The sequence below is a fragment of the Brevibacillus centrosporus genome (genome assembly GCF_046622605.1).
Classification (GTDB): Bacteria; Bacillota; Bacilli; order Brevibacillales; family Brevibacillaceae; genus Brevibacillus; species Brevibacillus centrosporus.
In genome coordinates this window covers 937,552-962,973 of the sequence record NZ_CP176856.1, presented here as the reverse complement: position 1 = coordinate 962,973, position 25,422 = coordinate 937,552, and the positions used below count along the sequence as shown (strand labels likewise).

General features: G+C 51.1%; 24 protein-coding genes. 6 read left to right on the top strand and 18 right to left on the bottom strand.

Going from position 1 to position 25,422, the window contains the following annotated elements:
- Positions 1 to 2 precede the first annotated feature (2 nt).
- From ACLIN2_RS05065 to ACLIN2_RS05050, 4 genes are all read left to right on the top strand, one after another.
- Positions 3 to 473 carry a class I SAM-dependent methyltransferase gene (locus ACLIN2_RS05065; RefSeq protein WP_411503384.1) on the top strand — a complete coding sequence of 157 codons (471 nt, stop codon included), beginning with the start codon at positions 3 to 5 and terminating at the stop codon, positions 471 to 473.
- 319 nt (positions 474 to 792) lie between these two features.
- Positions 793 to 1,137, top strand: a complete 345-nt coding sequence (locus tag ACLIN2_RS05060) for a YojF family protein (RefSeq protein WP_092267063.1) — start codon at positions 793 to 795, stop codon at positions 1,135 to 1,137.
- A gap of 23 nt (positions 1,138 to 1,160) precedes the next feature.
- Positions 1,161 to 1,817 carry a bacillithiol biosynthesis deacetylase BshB2 gene (gene bshB2 / locus ACLIN2_RS05055; RefSeq protein WP_092267064.1) on the top strand — a complete coding sequence of 219 codons (657 nt, stop codon included), beginning with the start codon at positions 1,161 to 1,163 and terminating at the stop codon, positions 1,815 to 1,817.
- 171 nt (positions 1,818 to 1,988) lie between these two features.
- Positions 1,989 to 2,531 (top strand): histidine phosphatase family protein, encoded by a 543-nt coding sequence (locus tag ACLIN2_RS05050; protein ID WP_411503383.1) that lies wholly within the window; start codon positions 1,989 to 1,991, stop codon positions 2,529 to 2,531.
- A 135-nt stretch (positions 2,532 to 2,666) separates the two neighbouring features.
- On the opposite strand, the gene ACLIN2_RS05045 is transcribed toward ACLIN2_RS05050, so the two are convergent.
- The 15 genes from ACLIN2_RS05045 to ACLIN2_RS04975 form a co-directional block, all read right to left on the bottom strand.
- Positions 2,667 to 2,846, bottom strand: coding sequence for a DUF2992 family protein (locus ACLIN2_RS05045; RefSeq protein WP_411503382.1), 180 nt, complete (start codon positions 2,844 to 2,846; stop codon positions 2,667 to 2,669).
- Between the two features lie 136 nt (positions 2,847 to 2,982).
- Positions 2,983 to 3,270, bottom strand: a complete 288-nt coding sequence (locus ACLIN2_RS05040; RefSeq protein WP_411503381.1) for a hypothetical protein — start codon at positions 3,268 to 3,270, stop codon at positions 2,983 to 2,985.
- 74 nt (positions 3,271 to 3,344) lie between these two features.
- The gene (locus tag ACLIN2_RS05035; protein ID WP_411503380.1) at positions 3,345 to 4,139 is read right to left on the bottom strand and encodes a serine hydrolase domain-containing protein; all 795 of its coding nucleotides are present in this window, start codon (positions 4,137 to 4,139) and stop codon (positions 3,345 to 3,347) included.
- Positions 4,140 to 4,202: 63 nt separating this feature from the next.
- Positions 4,203 to 4,541: a cupin domain-containing protein gene (locus tag ACLIN2_RS05030; RefSeq protein ID WP_092267068.1), complete on the bottom strand. Its 339-nt coding sequence runs from the start codon at positions 4,539 to 4,541 to the stop codon at positions 4,203 to 4,205.
- Between the two features lie 30 nt (positions 4,542 to 4,571).
- Positions 4,572 to 5,564 carry an ABC transporter ATP-binding protein gene (locus tag ACLIN2_RS05025; RefSeq protein WP_411503379.1) on the bottom strand — a complete coding sequence of 331 codons (993 nt, stop codon included), beginning with the start codon at positions 5,562 to 5,564 and terminating at the stop codon, positions 4,572 to 4,574.
- Entirely contained in the window at positions 5,557 to 6,552 is a 996-nt protein-coding gene (locus ACLIN2_RS05020) for an ABC transporter ATP-binding protein (RefSeq protein ID WP_411503378.1), read from the bottom strand. The genes ACLIN2_RS05025 and ACLIN2_RS05020 overlap by 8 nt, the downstream gene beginning before the upstream one ends.
- Positions 6,553 to 6,567: 15 nt before the next feature.
- Complete coding sequence (locus ACLIN2_RS05015; protein ID WP_092267071.1) at positions 6,568 to 7,887, bottom strand: aspartate aminotransferase family protein; 1,320 nt, start codon at positions 7,885 to 7,887, stop codon at positions 6,568 to 6,570.
- A gap of 13 nt (positions 7,888 to 7,900) precedes the next feature.
- On the bottom strand, positions 7,901 to 9,073 hold the full coding sequence (locus tag ACLIN2_RS05010; protein WP_411503377.1) for a hypothetical protein: 1,173 nt from the start codon (positions 9,071 to 9,073) through the stop codon (positions 7,901 to 7,903).
- Between the two features lies 1 nt (position 9,074).
- On the bottom strand, positions 9,075 to 10,010 hold the full coding sequence (locus tag ACLIN2_RS05005; RefSeq protein WP_092267073.1) for a succinylglutamate desuccinylase/aspartoacylase family protein: 936 nt from the start codon (positions 10,008 to 10,010) through the stop codon (positions 9,075 to 9,077).
- A 15-nt stretch (positions 10,011 to 10,025) separates the two neighbouring features.
- Positions 10,026 to 10,865: a nickel transporter permease gene (nikC, locus tag ACLIN2_RS05000; protein WP_411503376.1), complete on the bottom strand. Its 840-nt coding sequence runs from the start codon at positions 10,863 to 10,865 to the stop codon at positions 10,026 to 10,028.
- 12 nt (positions 10,866 to 10,877) lie between these two features.
- Positions 10,878 to 11,861, bottom strand: a complete 984-nt coding sequence (locus ACLIN2_RS04995) for an ABC transporter permease (RefSeq protein WP_092267075.1) — start codon at positions 11,859 to 11,861, stop codon at positions 10,878 to 10,880.
- A gap of 52 nt (positions 11,862 to 11,913) precedes the next feature.
- Positions 11,914 to 13,530 (bottom strand): ABC transporter substrate-binding protein, encoded by a 1,617-nt coding sequence (locus tag ACLIN2_RS04990; RefSeq protein WP_411503375.1) that lies wholly within the window; start codon positions 13,528 to 13,530, stop codon positions 11,914 to 11,916.
- A gap of 48 nt (positions 13,531 to 13,578) precedes the next feature.
- On the bottom strand, positions 13,579 to 14,676 hold the full coding sequence (locus tag ACLIN2_RS04985) for a M24 family metallopeptidase (RefSeq protein WP_400588234.1): 1,098 nt from the start codon (positions 14,674 to 14,676) through the stop codon (positions 13,579 to 13,581).
- A gap of 273 nt (positions 14,677 to 14,949) precedes the next feature.
- Positions 14,950 to 16,137, bottom strand: a complete 1,188-nt coding sequence (locus tag ACLIN2_RS04980; protein ID WP_411503374.1) for a M24 family metallopeptidase — start codon at positions 16,135 to 16,137, stop codon at positions 14,950 to 14,952.
- A gap of 222 nt (positions 16,138 to 16,359) precedes the next feature.
- The gene (locus ACLIN2_RS04975) at positions 16,360 to 16,710 is read right to left on the bottom strand and encodes a DUF3870 domain-containing protein (protein ID WP_092267079.1); all 351 of its coding nucleotides are present in this window, start codon (positions 16,708 to 16,710) and stop codon (positions 16,360 to 16,362) included.
- A 571-nt stretch (positions 16,711 to 17,281) separates the two neighbouring features.
- Between ACLIN2_RS04975 and ACLIN2_RS04970 the strand changes: the two genes are divergently transcribed.
- Both ACLIN2_RS04970 and ACLIN2_RS04965 read left to right on the top strand, forming a co-directional pair.
- On the top strand, positions 17,282 to 18,760 hold the full coding sequence (locus ACLIN2_RS04970) for an Lsa family ABC-F type ribosomal protection protein (RefSeq protein WP_411503373.1): 1,479 nt from the start codon (positions 17,282 to 17,284) through the stop codon (positions 18,758 to 18,760).
- A gap of 194 nt (positions 18,761 to 18,954) precedes the next feature.
- On the top strand, positions 18,955 to 19,482 hold the full coding sequence (locus ACLIN2_RS04965) for a superoxide dismutase family protein (RefSeq protein WP_400588237.1): 528 nt from the start codon (positions 18,955 to 18,957) through the stop codon (positions 19,480 to 19,482).
- A 121-nt stretch (positions 19,483 to 19,603) separates the two neighbouring features.
- Here ACLIN2_RS04965 and ACLIN2_RS04960 read toward each other — a convergent pair whose 3' ends face one another.
- The 3 genes from ACLIN2_RS04960 to ACLIN2_RS04950 all read right to left on the bottom strand — a co-directional run bounded on the left by ACLIN2_RS04960 (position 19,604) and on the right by ACLIN2_RS04950 (position 25,319).
- A complete protein-coding gene (locus tag ACLIN2_RS04960) occupies positions 19,604 to 20,434 on the bottom strand; it encodes a 1,4-dihydroxy-6-naphthoate synthase (protein ID WP_411503372.1) in 831 nt (276 codons plus the stop codon).
- A complete protein-coding gene (locus ACLIN2_RS04955; RefSeq protein WP_411503371.1) occupies positions 20,434 to 21,096 on the bottom strand; it encodes a futalosine hydrolase in 663 nt (220 codons plus the stop codon). The genes ACLIN2_RS04960 and ACLIN2_RS04955 overlap by 1 nt, the downstream gene beginning before the upstream one ends.
- A gap of 158 nt (positions 21,097 to 21,254) precedes the next feature.
- The gene (locus ACLIN2_RS04950; protein ID WP_411503370.1) at positions 21,255 to 25,319 is read right to left on the bottom strand and encodes an Ig-like domain-containing protein; all 4,065 of its coding nucleotides are present in this window, start codon (positions 25,317 to 25,319) and stop codon (positions 21,255 to 21,257) included.
- Between the last annotated feature and the right edge of the window lie 103 nt (positions 25,320 to 25,422).

Genomic DNA, 25,422 nt, shown 5'->3' with positions numbered 1-25,422 from the left:
CGTTGTTTGCCTCCGAAATAGAGCAGGTAGTACGAGACAAAAACGTACTGGATATCGGATGTGGACACGGTGCGTTTACTATGAGCTGGGGCCCTCTCGTCGAGCAGATTACAGGCTTGGATGTCACCAGTGATTTCATCCATTCAGGCGATCCTCCCTGCCCTGCAAATGTGCGTTTCTTTACCTCCAATACAAAGGCAGGGCTTCCTTTCGAACGGGAAGAGTTTGATGTCGCCTATAATCGCAGAGGTCCTACTTCCGCTTATCTCGATGTGAAAAGAGTCGTGAAAGAGGGTGGGATGATTCTGGGACTGCATCCCGGCGACAAGCTTTCGGTCGAGCTGTCCGAATGGTTTCCCGGTCTGTTTGAACCGCTCCCACCAGGACCCCCCGTACTGGAGAACCTCCTTCAAAGACTGGAACAAGGTGGCTTGGGTCACGCTGAGCTTCGCAATGTGAGCAGCATCGAATAATTGCATGAGCCACTCGATGTCATTCGCATGAGATGCTTCGGGCAAACACCTCTCCTTTTCCAGTGGGTCACCAGCCTCAGCCTAAGCGAAGTTACACAAATCTTTGAAAGGAAGGCTACGAACAAGGGACTTCCTATCACATTTGATCGCTATTATGTAAAAGTTACTGTTTGAAGTGATTCGTCTCCTTGCGATCTTATTCGAATGTTGCTCATTTCCACACTTCTGCCCTCGTTCTATCTTGACATCGGGGAAGAGGTTTTCTAATGTAAGGGAATGTAAGACCGCTGTTCCATAATTAAAGATAGGGGGCACCATGATGCAGCTTATCATTCCAACGGAAGTACAGCGAAGAATAGACAATCTGAAGGATCAGGATCTGTACATCCACCTAGAAATGACGACGGGAGCGTATGCCGCCCATTTTGATAGCTCCAAGCATCCAGCAGCAAACTTCATCACGAATGCGATCATTCGCTTTTCACACGGCTCGATCTCTGGCAATGGCCCGTTTCGAGTAGGTTTGAAAATGGAGCAAGGCTGGATCTACTCCGAAGGCTTGACTCATTTTGAAGAGAGCGAAGCAGAGAGATTGATCTTGGCTGGGCATGACAGTCAAGGCAAGCTGGTCGTATCGTTGCAATTAAGCCGTCAGCCCTTCTAAAGGAAGAGGAGATGAAACATTCTATGGAACGACATATTCTTGTGGTGTTGCCTCATCCGGATGACGAAGCGTTCGGTTTGTCCGGAACATTAGCCAAGCATATCAAAAATGGGTCGCAAGTGACTTATGCCTGCCTGACCTTAGGTGAGATGGGACGCAATATGGGCAATCCCATTATTGCCTCGCGGATCACACTTCCGTCCATCCGCAAGAAAGAGCTACAGGATTCCTGCGACGCTATCGGCATTCAGGATCTGCGCATGCTCGGATTCCATGACAAGACGATTGAATTCGAGGATCAAGACCTTTTGGACTCGCGGATCGATGCCATTATTAAGGAAGTAAATCCTTCCTTGATCTTCACCTTCTACCCGGGCTATAGTGTTCACCCCGACCATGATGCGACGGGAGCTGCTGTCGTTCGCACGGTTGGCAGAATTCCAAAAGAACAAAGACCTCCTGTATACTGCTTGGCCTTTGCCAAAAATCTGGAGGAAGGCATCGGTCAACCGAACGTCTTTAACGATGTAAGAGAGTTTTTGCCTCAAAAGGTTCAATCCATTCTCGCACACCGCTCCCAGTTCCAAGTAGCTGAGCTGCTCGACGAAGTGGATTACACCTCCAAAGAAATTGTTGACCGTTTTGGCACAGAGCGCTTCTGGATTTATCCATTCGATTAATCGATTCATCGCGCAGAAGTTTTGAACGAACTGACAGAGCCTACGAGAAGCCTTTTGAAAGAATTTGCTTTGGTACTTCCCTCCTGACTGGGTGATCCAAGCTTCAAGCCTTTCAAGAGGCTTCTTTTCTGTATCGAGAACGACAACCGGAAAAAAAGGAGCACACCCTTCATGAAGCATATTTATATCGTTCGTCATTGCCAGGCGACGGGACAAGAACCCGATGCCCCCTTAACGGAACGAGGGCAGCAGCAAGCCGTGCAGCTCGCCTCCTTTTTCGCTGAAACTGCGATTGATTTCATCCTTTCCAGCCCCTTTGAAAGAGCGTATCGCACTGTTTCCCCGCTGGCTGAAAAGCTCGGCTTGAAGATCGTGACGGACGAGAGACTGACAGAAAGAGTCCTGACTGGACAAAACCATCCGAACTGGCGCGAAATGCTGCGGCAAACGTATGACGATTTGGACTTGTGCTACGAAGGCGGCGAATCCAGCCGTGGCGCGATGGAGCGAGCTTCTTCGGTAGTAAGAGAAGTCCTCGAAAGCGAGCACACCCATACCGTCATCGTGTCGCACGGCAATCTCATCTCCCTGCTGTTGAAGCATTTTGACTCACGGATCGGATTTCCTGAATGGGAGTCCCTCTCCAATCCCGATGTGTACCACCTTTCTTTTGCGAGTGAACAGCCAGCCATCGCGCGGATTTGGCGGGAATGAGGCGCGGCTCTGAATCTGTGCTCCTATTTGGCGAGGACGACCTGCTACCGCTGCTCTCCACCTCACGAAAAGAGCCTGGTCACGACTTTTTCCATCGTGATCAGGCTTCTCGTGTTTTCTTGTCTTAGCAAAACGTTATTTCCCGCGGTGCTTGGCTTTCGCCTTTTGCACCTTGAGCTCTCGCTTGCGCTCCTTCAGCTCTTCCTTTTGCTGACGGGAATCGACCTGCTTCTCTTTCTTCCGCTTTTCATACTCCAGCCGCAACGCTTCCTGAGCGTAAGTGGAAACACCTCTTTGCTCCATTTCGCGTGACACCTGCCTGTGCGGATCATCATGGCCATGCGCCCGGACTACCAGCCGGACTGTGTTTTTTCGCGCTCGCTTGAATCGATTGAATTTACGCCTTTATTGTAGCACCAGATCCCTTTTCTTTCCATAAACGCATGGTTGTTCAATAATCGTAGAGGCCCACTGACGTATCGAGCGGCACTTTCTCCAACGGATCGTACACTTCGAATATTCGCAGGCGCGGCTCCTCCTTCACGATCCCTTTGACCGCCTCGCAAAAATGCGGAAACATGATAGCGTTTGCCGACTCTCCCCTGTGATCTTCAAAGAAATAGGAATTCCCGCGAAAGCCTTTTTGCGTACGGGATATGACATTCAGCTCCTGGACAACCTTCTCTGCAGCTTCTCGGCTTCCTGGCTCCAGCTTGAAAAAAACCATCCGTGCAAACATAGGCTCCCTCCTCCTTCTCACCATGTAACACTATATGAATCAATGCGTTGGCATAGTATGAAGGGAATGCGTGTCTAATTCGAAAGGGCTTGATAGGCAGTGGTCCAAAAATCGGAGAAGACTCGTGGTGGCTCAGGAGATTGCATCATCCGCTGTGTCATGAGGATGCCTACCATGTTCTCTGCTGGATCCGTATATCCGGATGTGCCCACCCCACCGTCCCAACCAAATCTCCCTGGCGTCGACCACAAGCTGTTCCGGCGGATGTTAACGCCCATGCCAAGCCCCCAACCGCTATGGTCCTCAAAGAAGATATGGGCCTGCTCTTTTTGCTTCTGCGTAAGTTGATCCGAGGTCATCAGCTCAACAGTTGAAACCAGTCCGCCACCACCCGATTCAAACGCTGGATTCGCCCATCGACTGTCTTTCGAGCCGTCATGGACGACGAGCTCCCCTGTTCCTGGCTTGACCATCATCCCAAAGGGGGTAAAAAGTCGTTCTGTCAAAAATTGTTCCAGCGTCATACCAGAAGCACGTGAAAGGAGTACACCTAAGATATCCGAGCCCGTATGGTACATCCACGACTCCCCTGGCTGATGAACGAGCGGCAAGCTGGACAACCTACTCATCCATTCATCTGGAGCAATTATGGGCGGGTTTGGTCCCGGAGCAAGCCCTGCAGTTTCTATCGCTTTTTGGATGGGAAAGCTGCCAGGAGGGGCTAATACCGCTCCAATCCCTAAGCGAAATGTTAGGAGGTCACGCAGTGTAATCGAGCGCTTTGCGGGTACAGTATCATCCAGTGGTCCATCGATTTGTCTCACTTCTCCCTTGCTCTCTCCACCGATAAATTTCTTATCGATATGCAAACAAAAACAGTGCCTACCAGGTATTCCCGATAGACACTGCTTGCCCGTTACTCTCTTTAGATCTTACGAACGCCTTACCAACGCCCACACCAGAATGCATTCTTCTTCACCATCGTTGTAAACGGCGTGCGCCTCGCCGGCAGGGATCAACGTCGAATCACCTGCTTGAATACGATGCTCTACTTCTCCAATAGTTGTCACCATCGTCCCTTTGACCAGAATCGAATACTCGTCCTCATCATGCGGCGCCAAGCCTTTGACGGGAATCCGTGCGCCTGGCGGAATCGCCACAATGCCAAAGCGGGTTTTGCCATCCTCGATGCAGTCAAAGGGAAGCATCGTTTTCAATACGACATCAGGCACTGCCTCTGCCTGTACTGCCTCACCTCGGGCAATCAGCATCTCCTTCACTCCTCTCCATTCTCATTTGCTCTATGCGTACAAATGGCAAGCCACCAGCTGACCACTGCCCACCTCTTTTAATGGCGGAATGTCTGTTTTACATACGTCCATACAGCTCGCACACCGCGTGTGAAACGTGCAGCCTGATGGCGGTTTTGCAGGGCTAGGTACATCTCCCCGCAGAATGATCCGCTCCTTTTTGTCCCCCGCCACCTCAGGAACAGCCGACATCAGTGCTTGTGTATACGGGTGAAGAGGGGTTTCAAACAGCTTTTCCTTTTCCGCCAGCTCCACAATTCTGCCCAAATACATGACTGCTACCCGATCCGAGATGTGGCGTACCACGGACAAATCATGCGAAATAAACATGTATGTCAGCTTGTACTGGTCCTGCAAATCCTGGAGCAGGTTAATGACTTGCGCCTGAATCGAAATGTCGAGTGCCGATACAGGTTCGTCCGCGATAATCAGCTGGGGCTGCAAAACGAGCGCCCGTGCAATTCCGATCCGCTGCCTTTGGCCACCGGAAAATTCATGCGGATACCGCTTGGCGTAGCTCCGATTCAGCCCGACGTTGTCCAGAAGCTCCAGCACGCGATCACGCTGCTCTCCCCGCGAACCGATTCCGTAGACGAGCATGGGCTCGATCAGGGTACGCTCGATCGTCCAGCGTGGATGCAGTGACGCGTATGGATCCTGAAAGATCATCTGCATGTCCCGGCGAACAGCTCGCAGCTCACTTGGGGCGAGAGAGGTCAGCTCTTTGCCTCCAAAGCGAATCGAGCCTTCCGTTTCCTGAAGCAATCGAATCACCAGGCGCGCCGTAGTGGACTTGCCGCAGCCTGACTCTCCCACTATCCCCAGCGTCTCCCCCCTCTGAATAGAAAAGCTGACGCCATCCACTGCTTTGACTGTGCCTACCGTCGAGGAGAAAACTCCCTTTTTGATCGGATAGTGCTTCTTCAGGCCGCTCACTTCGAGCAAGGTCTCCGTACCCGCAGCCGCTTTTGACTGATTAGGCATGCTGCTCTCCTCCTCCCTCGCTCACAAGCCAGCAGGCAGCCTCTGAAGCTGGTCCCGCTGCAAACAGTCCTGGCTTTTCCCGGCGGCAGCGGTCCATGACATGGGGGCATCGATCCGCGAATCGGCAGCCCGCTGGCCACTGCAGCGGCGGTGGCACCTGACCTGGGATGTAATTCAGTCGATGATTGCCTTTTGCATTTTTCGGCAACGAAGCCAAAAGTCCCTGAGTGTACGGATGCTGGGGACGATCCAATATCTCTCGGACAGGTCCCTTCTCCACGATCATCCCGGCATACATCACGATTACATGGTCGCACACCTCAGAGACAACCCCCAAGTCGTGGGTGATCAGCATCATCGACATGTTGTGCTTGAGCTGAAGCTCCTTCATCAGCTCCAGGATTTGCGCCTGGATCGTCACATCCAAAGCGGTGGTCGGCTCATCAGCGATCAGCAGCTCGGGATCGCAGGCCATCGCCATCGCAATCATGACACGCTGCCGCATGCCGCCAGAGAGCTGATGGGGGTAATCCGTGATAATTTCTTCTGCACGCGGAATCCCCACCATCTGCAAAAGCTCAATTGTTCGGGCTTTTCGTGCCGATCTCCCCAGCTTGGTGTGAATTTTCAGCGCTTCCGAAATCTGATTGCCGACCGTATAGACTGGATTCAGCGATGTCATGGGTTCCTGAAAGATCATGGAAATGCGATTTCCGCGAATTTCGCGCAGCTCCTTTTTTCCGAGGTAGATCAGGTCCTTTCCTTTGAACAGGATCTGTCCGCCACTAACCTGACCGGGCGACTTGATCAGTCCCATGATGGAGAGGGACGTGACACTCTTGCCACATCCCGACTCGCCGACCACGCCAATCGTCTCGCCCTGTCTGATCGAAAAGGTGATTCCGTCTATGGCATGAAACGATTGCCCCTGCGAACGGAAGGTGGTTCTCAGGTCCCTGACTTCCAAAACAGGCTGTTGGCGCTCCATAGTCCCCTCCCCCTTTTACTTGGCTGCTTTTGCGATCGCTACCTGTTGCAAGCTCTCGTCCATATCTGCCACGAAGGATTCCAAGATCACATCGTCATGTGCCATTGAAATGGCATGATGCAAGAGGTAGTTGGGCAGGCAGTAAACCTGCTTTCCGCTTAAATGACTGATGAATCTGGCGTAATCTGCCTTGTCGGAGGCCTGTGCCTCTCGGTAATTCGCGATAGGCTCGTCGGTAAAGTACCAGTGGAAATGACCGCCGCGTCCTTGCATTCTCGCCGCGATACCGTGTTTTTGTGCCAATCGGTCAAATTCGCTGATCAATTGACTCGTCCGGGTCTGCAGGGTTTCAAACACGCGTTTTTCCTTATACAGCTCCATGAACGCCATGGAAGCAGCGAGTGATACCTGATGGCCATTGTAGGTCCCGATAAAGGAGCAGGTCCCTTTGCCTGGTGTCACCGTTTCGAAGATTTTGGCTTTTCCAGCAACCGCTGCCAGCATGTAGCCATTGGCGATCGCCTTCCCGAATGTAGCCAGGTCTGGCACGACTCCATAATGCTGCTGCGCTCCACCCTCACTGTCCCGGAAGCCTGTCAGAAGCTCATCAAAGACCAGCACGATGTTCAGTTGATCACACAGGCGTCGCAAGCCCTGCAGATACTCCTTTTTGGCCGGAATATAGCCGATGTCGATCATCGTAGGCTCAATGATCAAAGCAGCAATCCGATGCTGGTTGGCCGTCAAAAGCTTCTCTGCCGCAGCCAAATCGTTAAACGGCAGTACCAGCGTGGTTTCCACGACCTCCTTCATCAATCCGGTCGTGCCGGGCAACGAATTCGGTGCAGAATGATCGCCAGCCAGATTCATATCCGGCCACGTGCTGACGTAAACCGCATCATGCCAGCCATTATAGGCTCCCTCGATGACCGCGACGTGCGGTTTTCCGGTATAGGTGCGGGCCATCGTCATCGTGTGCATGGTTGCTTCCGTACCAGTATTCGTGTAACGCACCTGCTCCGCCGTCTTGACCAGAGACAAAAACGTTTCCGCTGCCTGGACACTCAGCTCAGTCTCGAGTCCTGTCACAATGCCGCTTGTCATATAGGAAGCCATTCGTTCATTAAAATCCTTGTCGTTATGTCCGAGAATGATGGCCCCGTTGCCCATGACTACATCCAAGTATCGGTTGTTGTCGAGATCCCAGATATAGGCACCTTCCCCCTTTTTATAGTAAAGCGGATGGGGAGAACGAAAACGAGAGTTGGAATGAACGCCACCTGGCACGGATCGATTTGCAGTTTCATAGAGTTCCTTCGATTTTGTAAAATCCATGTTGACCACCTCTTTAGCCAAATTGTTTTACTGTGTCCGCCGATAGCATGCGTTTGTAAAGGAATTGATAAAACGGCTGATGCTCACTTGGTGCTAGACGGCTGTATGCTTCGTGCACGGCTTCGTTTCCACGCCAGTAGCTAAAGATGAACGGAGCGCGCAGAGAATGGGTGACAAAGCGCAGGCGAGACGCCACCCAGTTTTCCTCTCCGAAAGCAAACTCCTTCAAATAGAGTCCTGCCTCTTCGACCGTTTTGCCCTCGGCGTGTATCATATGGGCGGCATTCATCCCGGAAATCGAGCGTATTTGCTGATAGATTTCATAGATGTGATCATCGGCCGTATAGCCCCAGCTGATAAAGCGCATGCCGTTGTCTGCGATTCCTTCGAACACTGAGCTGGAGGCAGTATTGGTAATGACCAGCCCTGCATCCAAAGGAAGCTCTCCCGCTTTTAGCCCTAGCTCGCGAATGTACATATGCGTCGTATGTCCGGGAAAGCATTCGTGTGTGACCAGATGCTTCAATCCCTCGTACGTGTAGGCGAGATCTCCATTAAGATACATCTTGCCGTTTACGTAGTCGCAATAGGCATTGTAGGGAACGCCATAGACAAGAACAGGGGCCACTTCTACGTCTGCCACCTGTGGAAACATCCGCTCGGCGACCAGTGCTCTGGATGTTGCCAGCATCTCGCGCAGGACGCTCTCCAGCTCCTTAGCAGGAACGCGCCGTTCTGCTTCCCATGCCGCCACTTTTTGGTGGAGGGCCCCTTTGTATCCCCGCTGTGTTAAGACCTTATCCAGAAGCGCATGGAGTCTTGCCTGCTCTGCATACGTTACGGGGTTTTCATTGACGTACAGAAAGCCGCGTACCTTTTCTCGAAATGGCAAATCCGTACCTGAGCACCATCTCGCAAGTGAGTCAATGGACCCTATCTGCTGTTGCATGTAGTTGCGTCGCACTTCGTCCGAAATCTTCGCGTAATCACCAAGCAGCTTGCGCAAATCATCGCGCACCTCGGACCAGTCGGTATAAGGGTTAGCGGCTACTTCGGTCAGATTGATCGGCACGAGTCCTTCTCGATCAAAGGAAGCTTCCCCGGTCGAACCCTTTCCGCTCCGGTACAGATTGTCCATCCCCAGCACAATGCGGCAGTAGGTTTCTGACAGCTGCAGATCGAGCATATTATGCCTCCTCAGCAGTATCGAGATTTCCGATCATGAAGCCGTAATCGCCCGGATTTACCTTGTTTAGCTGACCACGCATCAAAATCACCAGATTTCGCTCAAATGGCGTATGAATCACTTCCAGCTCCTCAAATGTTTGCGGGTTATAGGTGCGGGAGAGAACCTGCTTGCCCTCGATGACGGAGCCGACAGCGTTGAAATCGAAACCTGGCACCAGAAGTCCACCCTGTGTCGGGCGAATGATCTGAATTTCAGTCATGACAACCTGCTCTGGCGCTGGTACGACTTCACCCGGCAGCATTTTCAAATGGCGCATGCAGTTGAAAATACCTTCTACCCCACGTTCGACAGCTTGCTCGTAGTTTGGTCCGCCACCTACCTCGACCGTTACGCTAGGAATGCCTTTTGCAGATGTGTAAGTGGCAGTTGTACCTTCATAAGGATGGGCAGGTCTGTACAGCACAGGGAAGTTAAAGGCACGGGAAAGGGCTTCGTCGTTTTGGATGTATACATAGTCAACAATCGGCACCGCTCCGCCTGCGTGCAGATCGATGTAAGCATCGAGCTTGTCGAGGAAATTGGTCACGATCGCATGGGCTAGCTGTTCAGTTACCCAGCCCTGTGGATCTCCTGGAAACACGCGGTTGAGGTTGTTCATATCCAGTGGGGTATTTCGAGTCAGCGATTCAAAAGCGAGTGGGTTGGCAACCGGCATGAGTAAAACTGTTCCGGACAGCTCTTCCTCATTCAGACGCTCATAGACACGACGCAGAATTTCTGCACCAATGATTTCGTCGCCATGGATGACTGCGGACAGTCCTAGCACAGGTCCCGCTTCTTTGCCATAAATGGTGTGCAGCGGCAGCGTGACTTTTGCCCCGTTGGACAGATGGGTGACGGGGATTTCGTTATATTCGCGTTTTACTTGGCTCATGGATAAAACCTCCTCTTATTTTTGCTTCAGTTTGGTATCAGTCAGGTCGCGGATTCCGTCACCCAAAAGGTTAAAGCCCAAGACGGTGAGCATGATCGCCACACCGGGATAAATAGAGAGGTGCGGGGCATCCTGTATAAATTTCATCCCGAATGCCAATGTCCAACCCCAGCTGGATTCGGGTGGCTGGATTCCAAGACCGAGAAAGCTGAGTGTCGCTTCTGCCACAATCGCCTGACCAAGTCCCAGCGTCGCCACCACGATGATCGGCGCCAGGCAGTTAGGCAGGATATTGTACACGATGATCCGAAAATCGCTGGAGCCAATGGTGCGCGCAGCCTGTACATACTCCTCTTCCTTGATCGACAGGACCGTAGCACGTACCAGTCTGGCGTAGCTGGTCCAATAGACCAGCGCCAGCGCGATGATCACATTTTCAATTCCCGGCCCGAGAGCAGCTACAAAGGCGATGGCTAGCAAAAGCACGGGAAACGACAAGACAATATCGACAAATCGCATGATTACGGTATCAATCCACCCACCGTAATAGCCGGAAATCAGTCCCAGCGTCACGCCGATGACCAGTGCCAGACTGACGGAGACAATCCCTACCTCCAGCGAGACTTGCGCACCGTAGAGAATCCGCGTGTACAAATCACGCCCAAATTGGTCTGTCCCAAGCAAATGGCCACCTTCCAACGGATCAAGCAATCGTTCCTTCACATTCATTTCATAGGGGTCATGTGTAGACAACAGCGGTGCCAAAATGGCTGCCAGCACAACGGCCAGCACGATGATTCCCCCAATCAACACAGCCTTGCTTCTGGCTGCATTTCGTAGCAGATTGACGTTCATCATCCTCCCTCCTTATCTCTGCTGTATCTTGGGGTTGACGACAGCGTACAGAATATCGACGATCAGATTGGTCAGCGCGAACAGGAACGCGATGATGAACACACTGCCCTGGACCACTGGAAAATCGCGCTGACTGATCGCGGTGATAACCAAACGCCCGATGCCCGGCCAAGCGAAGACCGTCTCCGTTACGATGGCCCCTCCCAGCAGATTGCCAAACTGAAGGCCCACAATCGTAATGACCGGAATGAGCGCATTGCGAAACGCGTGCTTGACGATCACCATGAATCCGCTGACCCCTTTTGCTTCTGCTGTCCGTACGTAATCCTCTTTCAGCACCTCCAGCATGGTCGAGCGCACCATCCGGGTAATCAGTGCTGCACTCATGACTCCAAGCGTCAAGGCGGGCAGGAACAGGCTGCGCATGCTTTGTACCAGGTCGTAAATATTTCCTGTGGTGATCGCGGTCCACAACGCTTCGGTGAGAGGCTCTCCTCGACCAAAGGAGGGGAACCAGTTGAGATTCACAGATAGCCCGATGATGAGCAGCATTCCCATCCAGAAAACAGGAATGGATACACCGAGCTGAGCAAAAAACATGCTGATGTAGTCGACCCAGGAAAACTGCTTCACGGCAGACAGGATCCCAAGCGGAATCGCGATAACCAGCGCGATGAGCATCGCGACGACAGCCAGCTCCAGCGTTGCCGGCAAATGCTTGGCAATTAACGAAAAAACAGATTCATTCTGAAAAATGGAATGACCCAAATCTCCGGTCGCAACGTTTTTCAAAAAAGTAAACAGCTGGACGTATAGCGGCTCATTTAAGCCCATCAGATTGCGCAAGCGTTCAATCTCGCTCTGACTGGCATCCTGCCCTAAAAGCACCATCGCCGGATCGCCCGGAATCATGTGCAGCAGGAAAAAGACTATGACGGATATACCGATTACTACAGGTATCATTTGGAACAATCGTTTTATGAGATACGTGACCAAAAGGATCGCTCCTTACGCTGTAAGTGGAGGGGAGAGAGATCTCCCCTGCCTCCTATTTTTTCACTTCCACATCTTTGAGGTTGTACAAGCTACCTTTCGGGTGTTCCTTGAAGCCTGTGAGATTGTTGGCGTACATCGCGACATAGCCCTGATACAGGACAACGTCGTACGCAACCTCATCTGTAACGATTTTGGCTACTTCCTGATAAATCTTAGCTCGCTCTGCCTGATCCAGTGAAGCACGGCCTTTGTCCAAAAGCTCATCTACCTTCGGATTATTGTACTTGCCGTAGTTGTTCTCACTTTGCGACTGGAATTGGCCGTACATGGCGCGGTCCGGATCAACCAGACTCAGCCAGCCCAAAAGCGCGATATCAAATTTTTGCGCCATCATGTTCGCAGAGAAGGTCGGCCACTCGGTAGTCGTTACCTTCGCGTCTACCCCCGCTTTGGTGAACTCATTTTGCAGGAACTCCACTGTTTGCATCCGATTCGGGTCTTCCGTATGCGTGGACAGAGTAAGAGTCAATTTTTTGCCGTCCTTGTCTAAAATGCCGTCATTATTGCTGTCCTTCCAGCCCGCCTCTTCAAACAGTGCCTTTGCCTCCACAGGATCGTAGGAGTAACCCGTGATGCTTGGATCATAAGCCCATGAAGGAGGAATCAAAGGTGATTGCCCTGGCTTATCCATTCCTGCGTAGAGACTGTCCGATATCAGCTTCTTATCTACGAGATGGGCTAGCGCTTGACGTACTTTGACATCTGACAAAATCGGATTGGTCGTATTGTAGTTAAGGTAGGTATAACCGAGCCCCTCTGTCTCCTTGACTGTGAATTTGCTGTTGCTCTTGATTTTGGCAATGTCCTGCGGAGAGAGCGGAGAATGCACCAGATCGACGTCTCCTGCTTCCAAAGCGGAAACGCGCGTGCTGTTGTCCGGGATGATGAAGTAAGTCAGCTTTTTGGTTTTCGCAGGGCCACCCCAGTACTGCTCATTTGCTTCAAAGGAAATCTTGCTGTTTTTATCCCACTTCACCATTTTGTACGGACCGGTTCCTACCGGATTGGAGGAAAACGCCTGTGGATCCTTTTCAGCCAGGCTCTTTGGAACAATGCCCAAATCCAGATAGCTCAGAAGTGGTGCGTATGGCTGCTTCAAAGTAAATTTGACCGTCTGCTCGTCAACGACTTCCACTTTGGAGATCGGTGCGTAAAGCTTGGCATACGGCGCTTTGAAATTCGGATCTAGGAGTGAATCGTACGTGAACTTCACGTCCTCAGCGGAAAAGGGAGACCCGTCATGGAAGGTCACGCCCTTTCGCAGCGTGAAGACCCATGTCGTAGGATCAGGATTTTCCCACTTCTCCGCCAAGGCTGGCTGTGCTTCCAATTTGTCGGACAGTCGGATGAGCCCATCGAAAACCACATCCGTTACCCGAGCAGCCGTCGTATCTCTGGAGAGCCTTGGATCCATCGTTCCCGCATCTACATCCAGTCCAATCTTTAGCTCATCAGCTGTTCCCGTTTGTGCAGGCTGCCCCTCTGTCGTTGCATGCTGCTGAGTGCCCCCGGATGATGAGCTTTCCGGTGCCTTGTAGCTGCAGCCAGTCAGAGCAGCACTCACCAGAAACGCAACGGAAAGCAATGCGCAAAAGCCTTTCTTTTTCATCTCAACTGATCCCCTTTCGAAATAAGCTTTCTATTTTTCTCTTCTTTGTTACCCCTCACGAATGTCGATGTAGCTAATCTCCTTCGGACTCTGCGTCAGTATCTCGCAGCCCGCCTCTGTCACTACGACGATATCCTCTATGCGAACCCCAAACTCTCCTGGCAAATAGATCCCGGGCTCGATGCTAAAAACCATTCCTGCCTGCATCTCCTCCTCATTTTTCTGATGCAGGAACGGTCCTTCATGCAGCTCCAGACCCAATCCGTGGCCTGTTCGATGTGTGAAAAAACGATCGTAGCCCACTTTAGCAAACTCGCTGCGAATCATTCGATCTACATCCGCAAAGCGAACCCCCGGCCTGATCATTTCAATCGCCTTTTCCTGCGCAGCGCGGACGATTTTATAGATTTCTTCAAATCGTTGGTTCTGCTTGCCGTAATAGAGCGTCCGGGTGATGTCTGAGCAGTAGCTGTGATAAACCCCGCCCATGTCGATCAAGAGTGCTTGCTCAGGTATCAAACTGGTCATGCCGATCTCATGATGTGGATTCGCACTGTTTTTCCCGAATCCAATAATCGGCTGAAAGGACAGATCATGCACTGAATGCTCTCCGAAAAAGCTGCGGATCGTCTCAGCCATTTCTCGCTCTGTCGCAGGATAATACTGCAACTCGACAACTTGGTGCATAACGGCATCGGCAATACGCGCAGATTGACGCAGCGTGTTGACTTCGCACTCATCCTTGATTTCCCGCAGCTTCTCAACAATGTGGCTCTTCACAGGCAGCAGCTGTGGTCGCAAACGCAACAGATCAATCAGATAGGAGCTGGACCAGGTAAGATCAATGGCAATCTCACCATCTGTGCCTACATGCTCTGCCAGAAGAGCTACCGGGTCGTCTTCATCCGCCCAAAGGATGGTCTCGATTTCTTCCGGTAAGGATAGCTGCCCCGCAAACATTTGATGGATAAACAGCTTAGGTTTGCTCTCACCGTCGAAGTATAGACAGCTGAGACGCTCTCCCGTGGAAATGGGTTGCCCGGTTAGGTAGTACAAGTTGGCTGTGGAACTGACGAGTAATCGGCTCATCCGCTCTGACTGCATGGACAGGATGCAACGCTGCAAGCGTCCTGTAAAAGGTTTCATAAAGGGATGCTCCTTTCTTGGCTGCCACACGCATGCACGAAAAAGACCAAGCCAAACACTCGTCCCGACTCATACTGAGGAGACAAATGATCAGCTTGGTCATAAACTCCGAGTGTATGAATAGGGGCTGCCTATCCACAGGAATTTAGGCTTGCTGTGAACATCTGTTGTTTTCTTTTGATTGTTAATATTCTTACTTTTGTATCTTATCTTATTTTTAACAAAAATACAATAATTTAATTCTCATTAAAATTATTTTTCTCGACAACTTTATCAGCAAATCAATGATTCCAAATCTCGTGGGTAGTACGTCAGCATTTCCATCCCAGCACCTGTTACCACGATCGTCTCGGCATGGCGGAAACCTCCTAGGCCATTCACGTAGATTCCTGGCTCAACGGACATGACCATGCCCGCTTGCAGAATCGTTTCCTCTCCCAGGTCAAAAAACGGTGCTTCATGATTCATCAAGCCCAGTGCATGCCCCGTATGGTGACGTGTCAGGTGGGTAACCCCGTTATCGCGGAAATAGCGCTGTACTTCCTCCTCCACTCGCTTCGCCGGAATCCCCGCCCGAATGGTAGCAAATGCTGTCTCTTGCGCCCCTAGCATGAGCTGAAAATACTTCTCCTGCTCCTTGGTCGCTTCCCCTACAAACATCGTGCGCTCCAGCTCACTGTGATAGCCCCAAACAGCAGCGTCTGCCCCGGTCACCAACGTATCCCCGTGCCTTAGAGTGATACTTTGGGTCACCGCGTGAGGAATGGCTGACATGGGACCTACCTGCCCTCGGAAAACGGCGATGACATTGTGGCCGTATCCCCCGTACGGCTTGTAATCCGGTCCAAGCGCTTCCAGCATCATCATGGAAGCTTCGTGGCTCGCTCGTCCTTCAATCTCCATCGCGTTGCTCCCCTCTTTGGAGTACTTTTGCAACAGCCGATGAGCGAGATGAGACCAACGCAACGATTCTTTGATCAGCTCCAGCTCATTTGCTGACTTGACCGCCCTTGCTTCCTCCACCCAGCCTCGCAGGGAGACGAATGCCTTGGCGTCTACCAGCTCGCTGACCCTCGGCCCTCGATATCCCATCGGCGAACCATAGCCATCTGCATCGAGTCCTATTGTTTTGCCTTGTAAATCAGCTGCGATCAAAGCATCTTTCAAGTACTCCATCGGGTGACGCAAGCCCGGATACTCTGGATAAGAGTGCACCCCATCTACGGCAGCGTACTTCTCAGCGTGCTCGTGCTCTAGCGCGGGAACAAACAGATGAGATTTCCCATTCGGCGCAAAAAACAAACCGATGGGTCGCTCTGTCGGATGAAAATGGAATCCCGTCAAATAAAAAATATCCGTGACGCTAAATAGAACGGCACCCTCCACCCCGTTTTTCTCCAATCTTGCCAGAAAGGCTGCTTGCCTCTGCCGGATTTCGGCTATAGGAATCGCCAAAAGCATCTTTCGTCCCCCATTCCCTGTTTTGAGTAAGTATCTGCATGCAAAAAGGACCAAACCAAAACAATCCGAACGCTGGTAAGCGCCAGGATCATTCAGCTTGGTCCGTACGTCCCGTCTGGTATGAACAGGGGATGCCTGCCCACTGGAACACCGTCTTGCTGGAATTCATCTGTTAGGGGTCATTATACCTGCATCTGACCCAATTTTCAATATACTCTGTTTTTACTCTGACGCTGCCTCTGCATACGTCATGGATTTATAAATTTCAAACTGATTGTAGGCATCGCGGATAGCTGAGACGATCGCTTTTTTTCCCAGTCCAAAATAACGTCGTTCGAATTTTTGAATGGGGAGATCCACTCCGTTTTTCAAATCGTGCCCAACCAGAATACTCTTGATAAAATCATTGCACATGTTGGTAACAAAGGTGCATGAAGCATTGACGATTTTGTCTGTCTCCGGATCAATCTCAAACCCGACTCCCATGACCCCGTACAGATTTTTAGCCGCCATTCCATCAGGCAAACGTGAATAGCCCGTACAAAAAATCGTTTCATCCTTTCTTACGTCCATGGTGAAATCCTCCCTTCGATGCCTTCTATCAGAATTATTTTACTTCTTTTGCAACAAAATGCCTACGGTGAATGAGTACAACGATTCTGATTCTAGCATCAACTCGAAAAAAAGAAACCACCTAAACGAAAAGAGGAAATCGACAACAAAAAAAGAACACCCCATCCGGAGCGTTCTCTAGGAATAGAATAAATCTGACCATCGATGACGTCCAGAGTTTTTTCCTTCTCTTGTCACCCTTTTTCTGCATTTTCGACCAAACGTCCATTTTTTTGACACATCTCGCCCCGTGTTGAAACTTAAAACTGAATGTGCTATTGTAAAAACAAACATAACAACTGGAGATGAAAAGATGGATAATCTTTCTTGCTAATGAAGCGAAGCATAACCAAATCAAACGGGCAGAAGATGCCTCTTGTTTTGTTGTGCTTGTGCGAGCAAGAAAGATCCATTCTTTTCACTCAGACCATATATCCTCGTCATGCCTTCTTTAGGCTTGGCTTTGCTGTATGTATGAGCTGTGAGAATGTACTTTCTTGCAGCTCATTTTCTATATACAGGAGGATCATGTATGTCTTTAATAAACGTTGCAAACCTGACTTTTGCCTATGACGGCAGTTACGATAACATCTTTGAAAAAGTGAGCTTTCAGATCGATACTGACTGGAAATTAGGCTTCACGGGGAGAAATGGTCGCGGGAAAACCACATTCCTCAACCTGCTGCTCGGCAAGTACGATTACAGCGGCAGCATCTCTGCAAAGGTCTCCTTCGAATACTTTCCATTCCAGATCGCCAACAAAGAGGACAACACCACAGAAGTCTTCGCCAGTATCTGCCCCGATGCCCTCGAGTGGGAAGTCATGCGTGAGCTGTCCCTGCTCCAGGTATCTGAGGATGTTCTTTACCGCCCCTTTGACACCTTGTCGAACGGAGAGCAGACCAAAGTGATGCTGGCCGCATTGTTCCTGAAAGAAAACAGCTTTCTGCTGATTGATGAGCCGACCAACCACTTGGACCGGCACGCAAGGAAAATCGTCAGTGACTATCTCCGCTCCAAGCACGGCTTTATCCTGGTCTCTCACGACCGAGCCTTTTTGGATAACTGCGTGGACCACATCCTGTCCATTAACAAGACCAACATCGACATCCAAAAAGGCAACTTCTCCTCCTGGTGGCATAACAAGGAGCTGCAGGACAGCTATGAGCTAGCCGAGAATGAAAAGCTCAAAAAGGACATCAATCGCTTGTCCGCTGCCGCCAAACGCACCTCGGACTGGTCCGATAAAGTAGAAAAAACGAAGAATGGGACCACGAATTCCGGCTCCAAGCTGGATAAAGGCTATGTAGGTCACAAAGCAGCCAAGATGATGAAGCGGTCGAAGTCCATCGAGTCCAGGCAGCAATCCGCCATGGACGAGAAGGCGAAGCTCCTCAAAAATGTGGAAAGCTCCGAGAAGCTCAAGCTTTCCCAGCTGAGCTTTCATACAAGCCGCCTCGTTGAGCTGGACGATGTCTCCCTCTTCTATGGCGAGAAGGCCGTATGTGAGGATATCAGCTTTTCCATCGAGCAGGGCGACCGCATCGCCCTTTCCGGCAAAAACGGTTCAGGGAAGTCAAGCCTCCTGAAGCTGATTTGTGGCGAAAACATCTCGCACACCGGAACCTTCCGCAAGCCTAGTCAGCTGAAAATCTCCTACGTCTCGCAGGACACGGCTCACCTGCGCGGCAACCTGACCGCCTTTGCAAAAGAAAATAGCATCGACGAAAGTCTGTTCAAGGCGATTTTGCGCAAGCTCGACTTCTCTCGCGTTCAATTTGAAAAGGACATCGCGGCTTTCAGCGGTGGTCAGAAGAAAAAGGTGCTCATTGCCAAAAGCCTTTGTGAACAGGCGCATCTCCATGTGTGGGATGAACCGCTCAACTTCATCGACGTAATCTCCCGCATGCAAATCGAAGAGCTGCTGCTCGAATACTCCCCCACGATATTGTTTGTGGAGCATGACAGCGCGTTCTGCAAAAACATCGCTACCAAAATCGTTGAGCTGTAACCGAAAAATACAGCTTGCACCAAACCACGAACACCTACTGACCCTATTTCTCCCGTTTCCTGTGACATACAAAAAAGAGAAAGCCTTCTCGCGTGTCGAGAAGGTTTTTTATTGAAAAATAGAACCGGAACCCAGCGCCTACCTACGACATATGCTACACCAGAAAAATCCAGATAGTGAGGCTGACATTTCCTATGAATTGGTATCAACCGTACGGATACTTTCCCCAAACGGTTTCCTCTCAGCACGTCTTCACGCCTACAAAGGCCATTGCAGAAATCCAGGGAGGTCCTTTGGCTCCGAATCTACACGGCTATATTGCTTTTTTGGATGTCCCCTACGGCACCGAGGTCTTTGTAGAGGTTAGCGGTCTTCCAGCTTATCGACCTGCGAGCGGCGACCACCCGCCTATCGGTCCCTTCGGCTTTCATTTACACGACAACAGCTCTTGTGCCGTCGGCGATCCCCAAGATCCGTTTCAATCCGCCGGCTCTCATTGGAACCCAACTGATCAGCCCCATGGCAATCACGCCGGAGATTTTCCTCCTCTCTTTTCCAATGACGGCTACGCACGTATGAGCTTTTTCACAAACAAGTTTCGTGTCGCGGATGTCATCGGCAGGACGGTCATTATCCATCAGAACCCCGACGACTTCCGCACACAGCCAGCGGGCAACTCAGGCAAACGCTTGGCTTGCGGTCTTATACAGGCCGCTGGGTAGCTCCACCGGCTATTTGCGCTTTGTGCCTTGCTTGGGCGGAAAATACTCCGAACGCAAAAAACTCTGTAGCCATCCCACCCTAGAGTGGCTACAGAGTTTCTCTTGCTTCCATTCGGTTTGATTACGCACGCAAAAGAGCCAAATCAAATTGGGGAACCAGACCTTCATCAGCAGCCCTGGAGAGCAAGCCTGAGATGGCTTCGAACCCGTCATCGCCCAGATCTCTCGTAAACTCGTTTACGTACAAATCGATGTGTGCTTGTGTTACCTCCGGCGCCATTTCTTGAGCATGCGCCGCTACATAGTCTCTGGATGCCTCCGGATGTGCCCAAGCGTACTCGACAGAAGCACGAGTCCATTTGGTCAAAGCTTCAATATCCATAGAGCGGCGAGCGATGATGGCACCCAGCGGAATCGGCAGACCTGTGTCAGACTCCCACCAGCTGCCCAAGTCTTGCATCATGGTCAAGCCGTAGTTTTGATAAGTAAAGCGTGCCTCGTGAATGACCAGACCCGCATCGATCTTGCCATCCCGTACGGCAGGCATGATTTCATGGAAAGGCATCACGACAATCTCCCCTACGCCACCCGGGACATTTTGCGCTGCCCACAAGCGGAACAGCAGATAAGCGGTAGAGCGCTCGCTAGGAACGGCTACGCGTTTACCAGACAGCTTGGCCGGATCGCTGCTGTCCTGTGTCAGAACAAGCGGACCGCAGCCTCTCCCCAGTGCTCCGCCACACGGTATCAGGGCGTAGTCTTTCAAAACCCAAGGCAGGGCCGCATAGGAGATTTTCATTACCTCCGGGCCTTCTGTGTTGATCGCCAAATGGTTGGTGATGTCAATATCTGCGTACATAATGTCCAGCTCAGGAGCACCGGGAACCAGCCCATGCGCCCATGCGTGGAAGACAAAAGTGTCATTTGGGCATGGAGAAAAAGCAATCTTCATCATAATACCTCCCGTAGTACAGAGCTGGCTGCTTCCAGAGCAGCAAAAGCCTCTTTCATTCGCCAAGCAGATTTGTCACGTGGGCCAATCGCATTGGAAACAGCCCGAATTTCTAATACCGGTATTCCTGCATCCTGTGCGGCAACCGCTACGCCATACCCCTCCATCGCTTCCGCAGCGGCATCAGGCATGCGTCGGGCTAGCTCCGCAGCTGTCTGCGCGGTACCGGTCACCGTCGACAAGGTCAGGATCGGCGCCATTTTCACTGGCATTTTTGCTGCCCGCAGCGCCTCGGTAACACTTGCTGCCAGCTGTTGATCTACCGGGACGTGGGCAGAACCGAAGCCGAGCTCGTCCAAGCTGCAAAAGCCTTCAGCCGTTTCCGCGCCGAGATCGGCACAAACAATCTCACTGCCGACAACCAGCGAGCCTACCTCTGCCTGACCGACAAACCCTCCACTGATCCCGGCACAAATGACCAGATCAAACGGCTCCTCTGTCGCCAGTATCCGCGCTGTTCGCGCCGCTGCTGCGATAGGACCTACTCCTCCGATGCGGACTGTAAAGCGACCATCGTTACCTAGACCGCGCAATATCGCTTCACGCTCAGGTTCGACTGAGGTTACTACTAGCACTCGCCTCTTTTTTCGAGAATCCTCCATTTGCAAATCGCCTCCTTCCCCTCGTCATTTTTTCATGCTTGCTAGGCTTTCATCCCATCTCCAACGTTATCGCTACTTTTGCTCGCTGTAAAGTTGTTTACGCAGTTTGTCCGTTTTACTCATTCCCGGATCATGCGAGTGAACAGCACGGACTATCCTTACCGTACCGTAATGGTAATCTCCTTCTCTATTCCTTCGTACGTCGCTCTTATCGTCGTCTTGCCTGCTTTGATCCCTGTAACCACTCCATCCTCAACTTCGGCAATCTCCTCGTCTTCCACGCTCCATTTCACTTGCTTGGTCACGCCTTCCTTAAAGCCCTTTTCATACAGAGCTGTGATGATGACAGAGGCAGATTGCTCCACTTTTAGCTTCAGACTGGAGCGATTTACCTGCAGCCTTTTCGCTTTCTTTTCATCCAGGACAAGAACGCTAATCCTCGTCACCCTGCCCCCGTACTTGGCTGAAAGATTCGCCGTTCCTTTTTCTAGCGGAATCAAGGTGCCATCCTCCATTACCTTCACCACATTCTGTGTACCCACTGACGACCAACGCACCCGTTCCGTAACATCTATCTCTTCTTTATTGCTCATAGTAGCAAGGATGCGCAGCGTGTGCTCATCATCCATTCCCAGCACAACCTCTTTGTCGGATCCACGAAGGAATTGGACCTTTACTTTCGAAATGACGACAGGAATGACGAGTTCTTCCCCTTGGTAGTGGATCGTGAGTTCAGTCTCTCCCTCTTCCTTTCCTGCTCTCAATCGTCCTGGCGAAATCTCTACCAGCCTCTTGTCGTCAACACTGAATGAGGTATGCTTGTCTCTGGTAATCAACTTGCGTTTGCCTTTCTCGACTGCGTATACGCTAAAACGGATCGTTCCATTCGGCACAAGCAAGAACGTCGATTCGGAGGCCTCGAGCACCACACAATCTGGTTTTTCTTTCTCTATCGTGATCGTGATCGTTTCTTCTTCACCCCGATAATGAACCGTCATTTGAGATGCTCCCGTTTTCTCGCCGGCTGTGACTCTTCCCCTTTTTACACTGACGAAATCTTTGTCAAAGCTGTAGCTGATCGCTTTGTCATTTGTGATCTCTTTACGTTTTGTTCCCTCCAAGACATAAACTTTGAAAGTTTTGGAGTCACCCGGAAACAGCTGGATGGAAGCAGGAGATACTTCCAGCTTAAGCTTTCCTTCCTCCTGTTTTTCCAGGACAGTCACTATACTGCTAGCCGTTTTGCTGCCATCGAGGGTTGTTACGGTGATGGTAGCCGTTCCTGCCTTTTTCGCCGTTATCCTGCCGTTTGTATCCACCTCAGCCACACTCGGGTTGCTGCTGCTCCAGCTTACAGCCTGATTCGTAGCGTTGGACGGTGAGATCGCCTCATCCAAAGCCACGGACTCCTCGCCTATCGTCAGGGTCAAAGCTCTCGGCGCAAGCGTAATTCCATTGACCGGAACCACAGCAGGGGAAGGCGGGGGAACAGGACGATCGATGACACGCACCGTGCGCTCAACCGGAATTGCCTGATTTCCTGCCCAATCTTCTGCCGCATATTGGAGGATATACGTACCCCGTTTTGTGGCATCTACTGTCCCGGTAATAGTCGGTGCCAAGCCGGTCGCGATATGGTCCGTGATCGTCACTCCTGGATCTTGGAATACGCTTCCTCGATAAATGTTCATCGTTGCGGCTCCATGTAAAGTAATGACCGGAGCCGTTTTGTCGATACGCACCTGTGCTTTTGCTGACTCGCTTACACTTTGCTCGTCATCTACCTGCCTGATGTAAATGGGGTAGCTCCCCTCCGCTGTCATGACGATCGAATCTGGGGTCAATGGGTCGGGATCAGGCTGCCAATCCTGACCGTTGGTGCTAGACGCAAGCCTTGCCCCTTCTACTCGATTATTTACGGTTATCGTCACATCCTGATCGGTCCAGTCCGAGTGGCTCAGGACAAGATCAGGTTTGGGCAGGCTGCTCAGTGTCACCGTATACGTCTTTACGGCTCCATCCTTTGCCGTTACCCGGATTTGGATCTCGTTTTCGGTGTTTCCCAATTGCAGCTCCTGCTCGGCTCCACTGACTGCGGAAGACCACGCACCCTCGCCGATTCTCAGCTCTACATCCGCTGCCGGATCTTGCAGCGTTGGGGTAAGCTTTATTTGGGTCACGCCGGTGTTCACATATACTCGATAGCTCGTCACTGTACTTGAAAATTCAGGAGTTAATACAAAAGCTTTATTGTCCCCTTTTATGAGCAGGCTTTTCAGTCGAGCCTCATTATCTTGATATTCATAAGCCCCCATATCGATACTGTCTCCTACCCAGCGTGGCTTGTCCTCCATGTCGGAGGTAATGGAAGACAGATCAGGAGTCTGACCTGCAGCAAAATACGTAGGGCTGCCCTGATCGATAGCTGGTGAGCCTGAGCCAAGGCGATAATTTCCTTGGGCAGAATCGATAAAAGCAGGATCTGCAGCATATATATTTCCACGGTTCCCATTATCATCTGCCCGGTTTTGATTACCTAACAGGGAATGATTCATGTGAATCGTAGAGTTTGGCGTATAATAGAAAATGTCGTCCCCCGAATTGCCCCAGACGATGCTGTTACGAAGAGAAGCAGAAGTGGAAGCCCACGTGTACATGCCACCACCAGACCCATTCGCTTCGTTCCCGCTAATTGTCACATTGGTCAGGGCAGGATTGCCGCCAAAATTATAGATTCCGCCACCGGACACATTCGCCTGATTCCCGCTAATCTCCGCATTCGTCAGAACATTGGCACCGCCGTTGCTATAGATCCCGCCGCCTGAGTTGCCCGCGCGATTTCCTTTCACTTCTGCCCCGGCAATTTTGGGACTTGCACCATAATTGAGGATCCCTCCACCATCACCAGAAGCCTCATTCTCGCTGATTTTCACATCCGTCATGACATCATTACTATAGCTGTTATAGATCCCGCCGCCACTTTTCGCTTTATTCCTTTTCATCTCTACATGGTTGAGTGTCGATTTGCTGTTGCCGAAGTATACCCCGCCGCCTTTCTCTTTGGCCGTGTTTTCATTTATCGTCACACTGGTAAATACTCCGCCATCTGAGGAGTGATACACCCCACCTCCATCCGTGCCAGCCATATTCAGGCTAATCACTACATCGCTCAACACGGGATTGCTATCGTAGTTCACCATCCCGCCACCAGAGCCAGAAATCGCTTCATTCTCGATCATCTTCACATCCGAAAGCACAGGATTGCTGCCTGCGGTGTTTACCACTCCGCCGCCAGAAGAATTTGCCTTATTCTGCTTGATTTCTACTCTGGTGAGTATGGGACTACTGGCAAAGTTATACATCGCACCTCCAAGTGAACCTGCCCCATTTTCGCTGATCTCTACATCCGTCAAAGCGGGATTGCTCTTATAATTATTGATCCCTCCGCCATAATACTCTGAAGTATTCCTGGTTACCCTCCCATTGCGCAAAATAGGACTGCTGTTGTCTCCGTTATGCATGCCGCCGCCAATTTGCGCCTTATTGTCTTCCATCACTACATAGGTAAGGTCAGGGCTGCTATCATTCGAATTAGCCATCCCCCCGCCTTGTCGTTTTGCTGTATTCCGGACAAAGGTTACATGTTGCAGAGTAGGACTGCTTTGGTAGTTGTACATTCCTCCACCGTCCTGATCGTACACATAGTAGCCTGAGGCATTCCCCCCCGTAACCGTGACACCATCCAGCTTCGCGGTCTGGTCTACGTTCCTGTTATAGAAAACATGGTAGGCATTATCGGAAGGATCACCCTCAATGCCGATATCACCGCTAAGAACAGTCGGATAATCAGTCGCATTCCTCTCTGTTCCGACGCCAGAATACCCGCCGGAAATGTCCACACCGTTTTTCATCTGGAACGTTTTCGTTCGTACATCACTGGCATAAGATTCTTTCGTCGGATAGTAGGTCCCTTTTGCCATCCAGATCTTATCTCCTGTTTGTGCCGATTCCAGAGCTTTTTGCAAAGTGGCGAAAGCATCATCCCAGGCCGTTCCGGTACTGCCGTCGTCTCCCCCATCCTCCTGCATCTTCACATAGTAAATCGTTCCTCCATCTCCTCCTGCTGCTGCCATAGCCCCTGGCATAGGCAGCAGCTGGCCAGAGCAAAGCAAAAACGCAAGTGCCAGCATCCAGAACCGCGCTGTTCTTTGATTCTTCTTCATTCTCTCCTCCTTGTAAACAAGACCAATTTGTAGCGAGAATACCATGCACATTCTGTAGACAGGAAGTAGACAGTTTTATGTCTACCATGCCAAAAAAATAAGC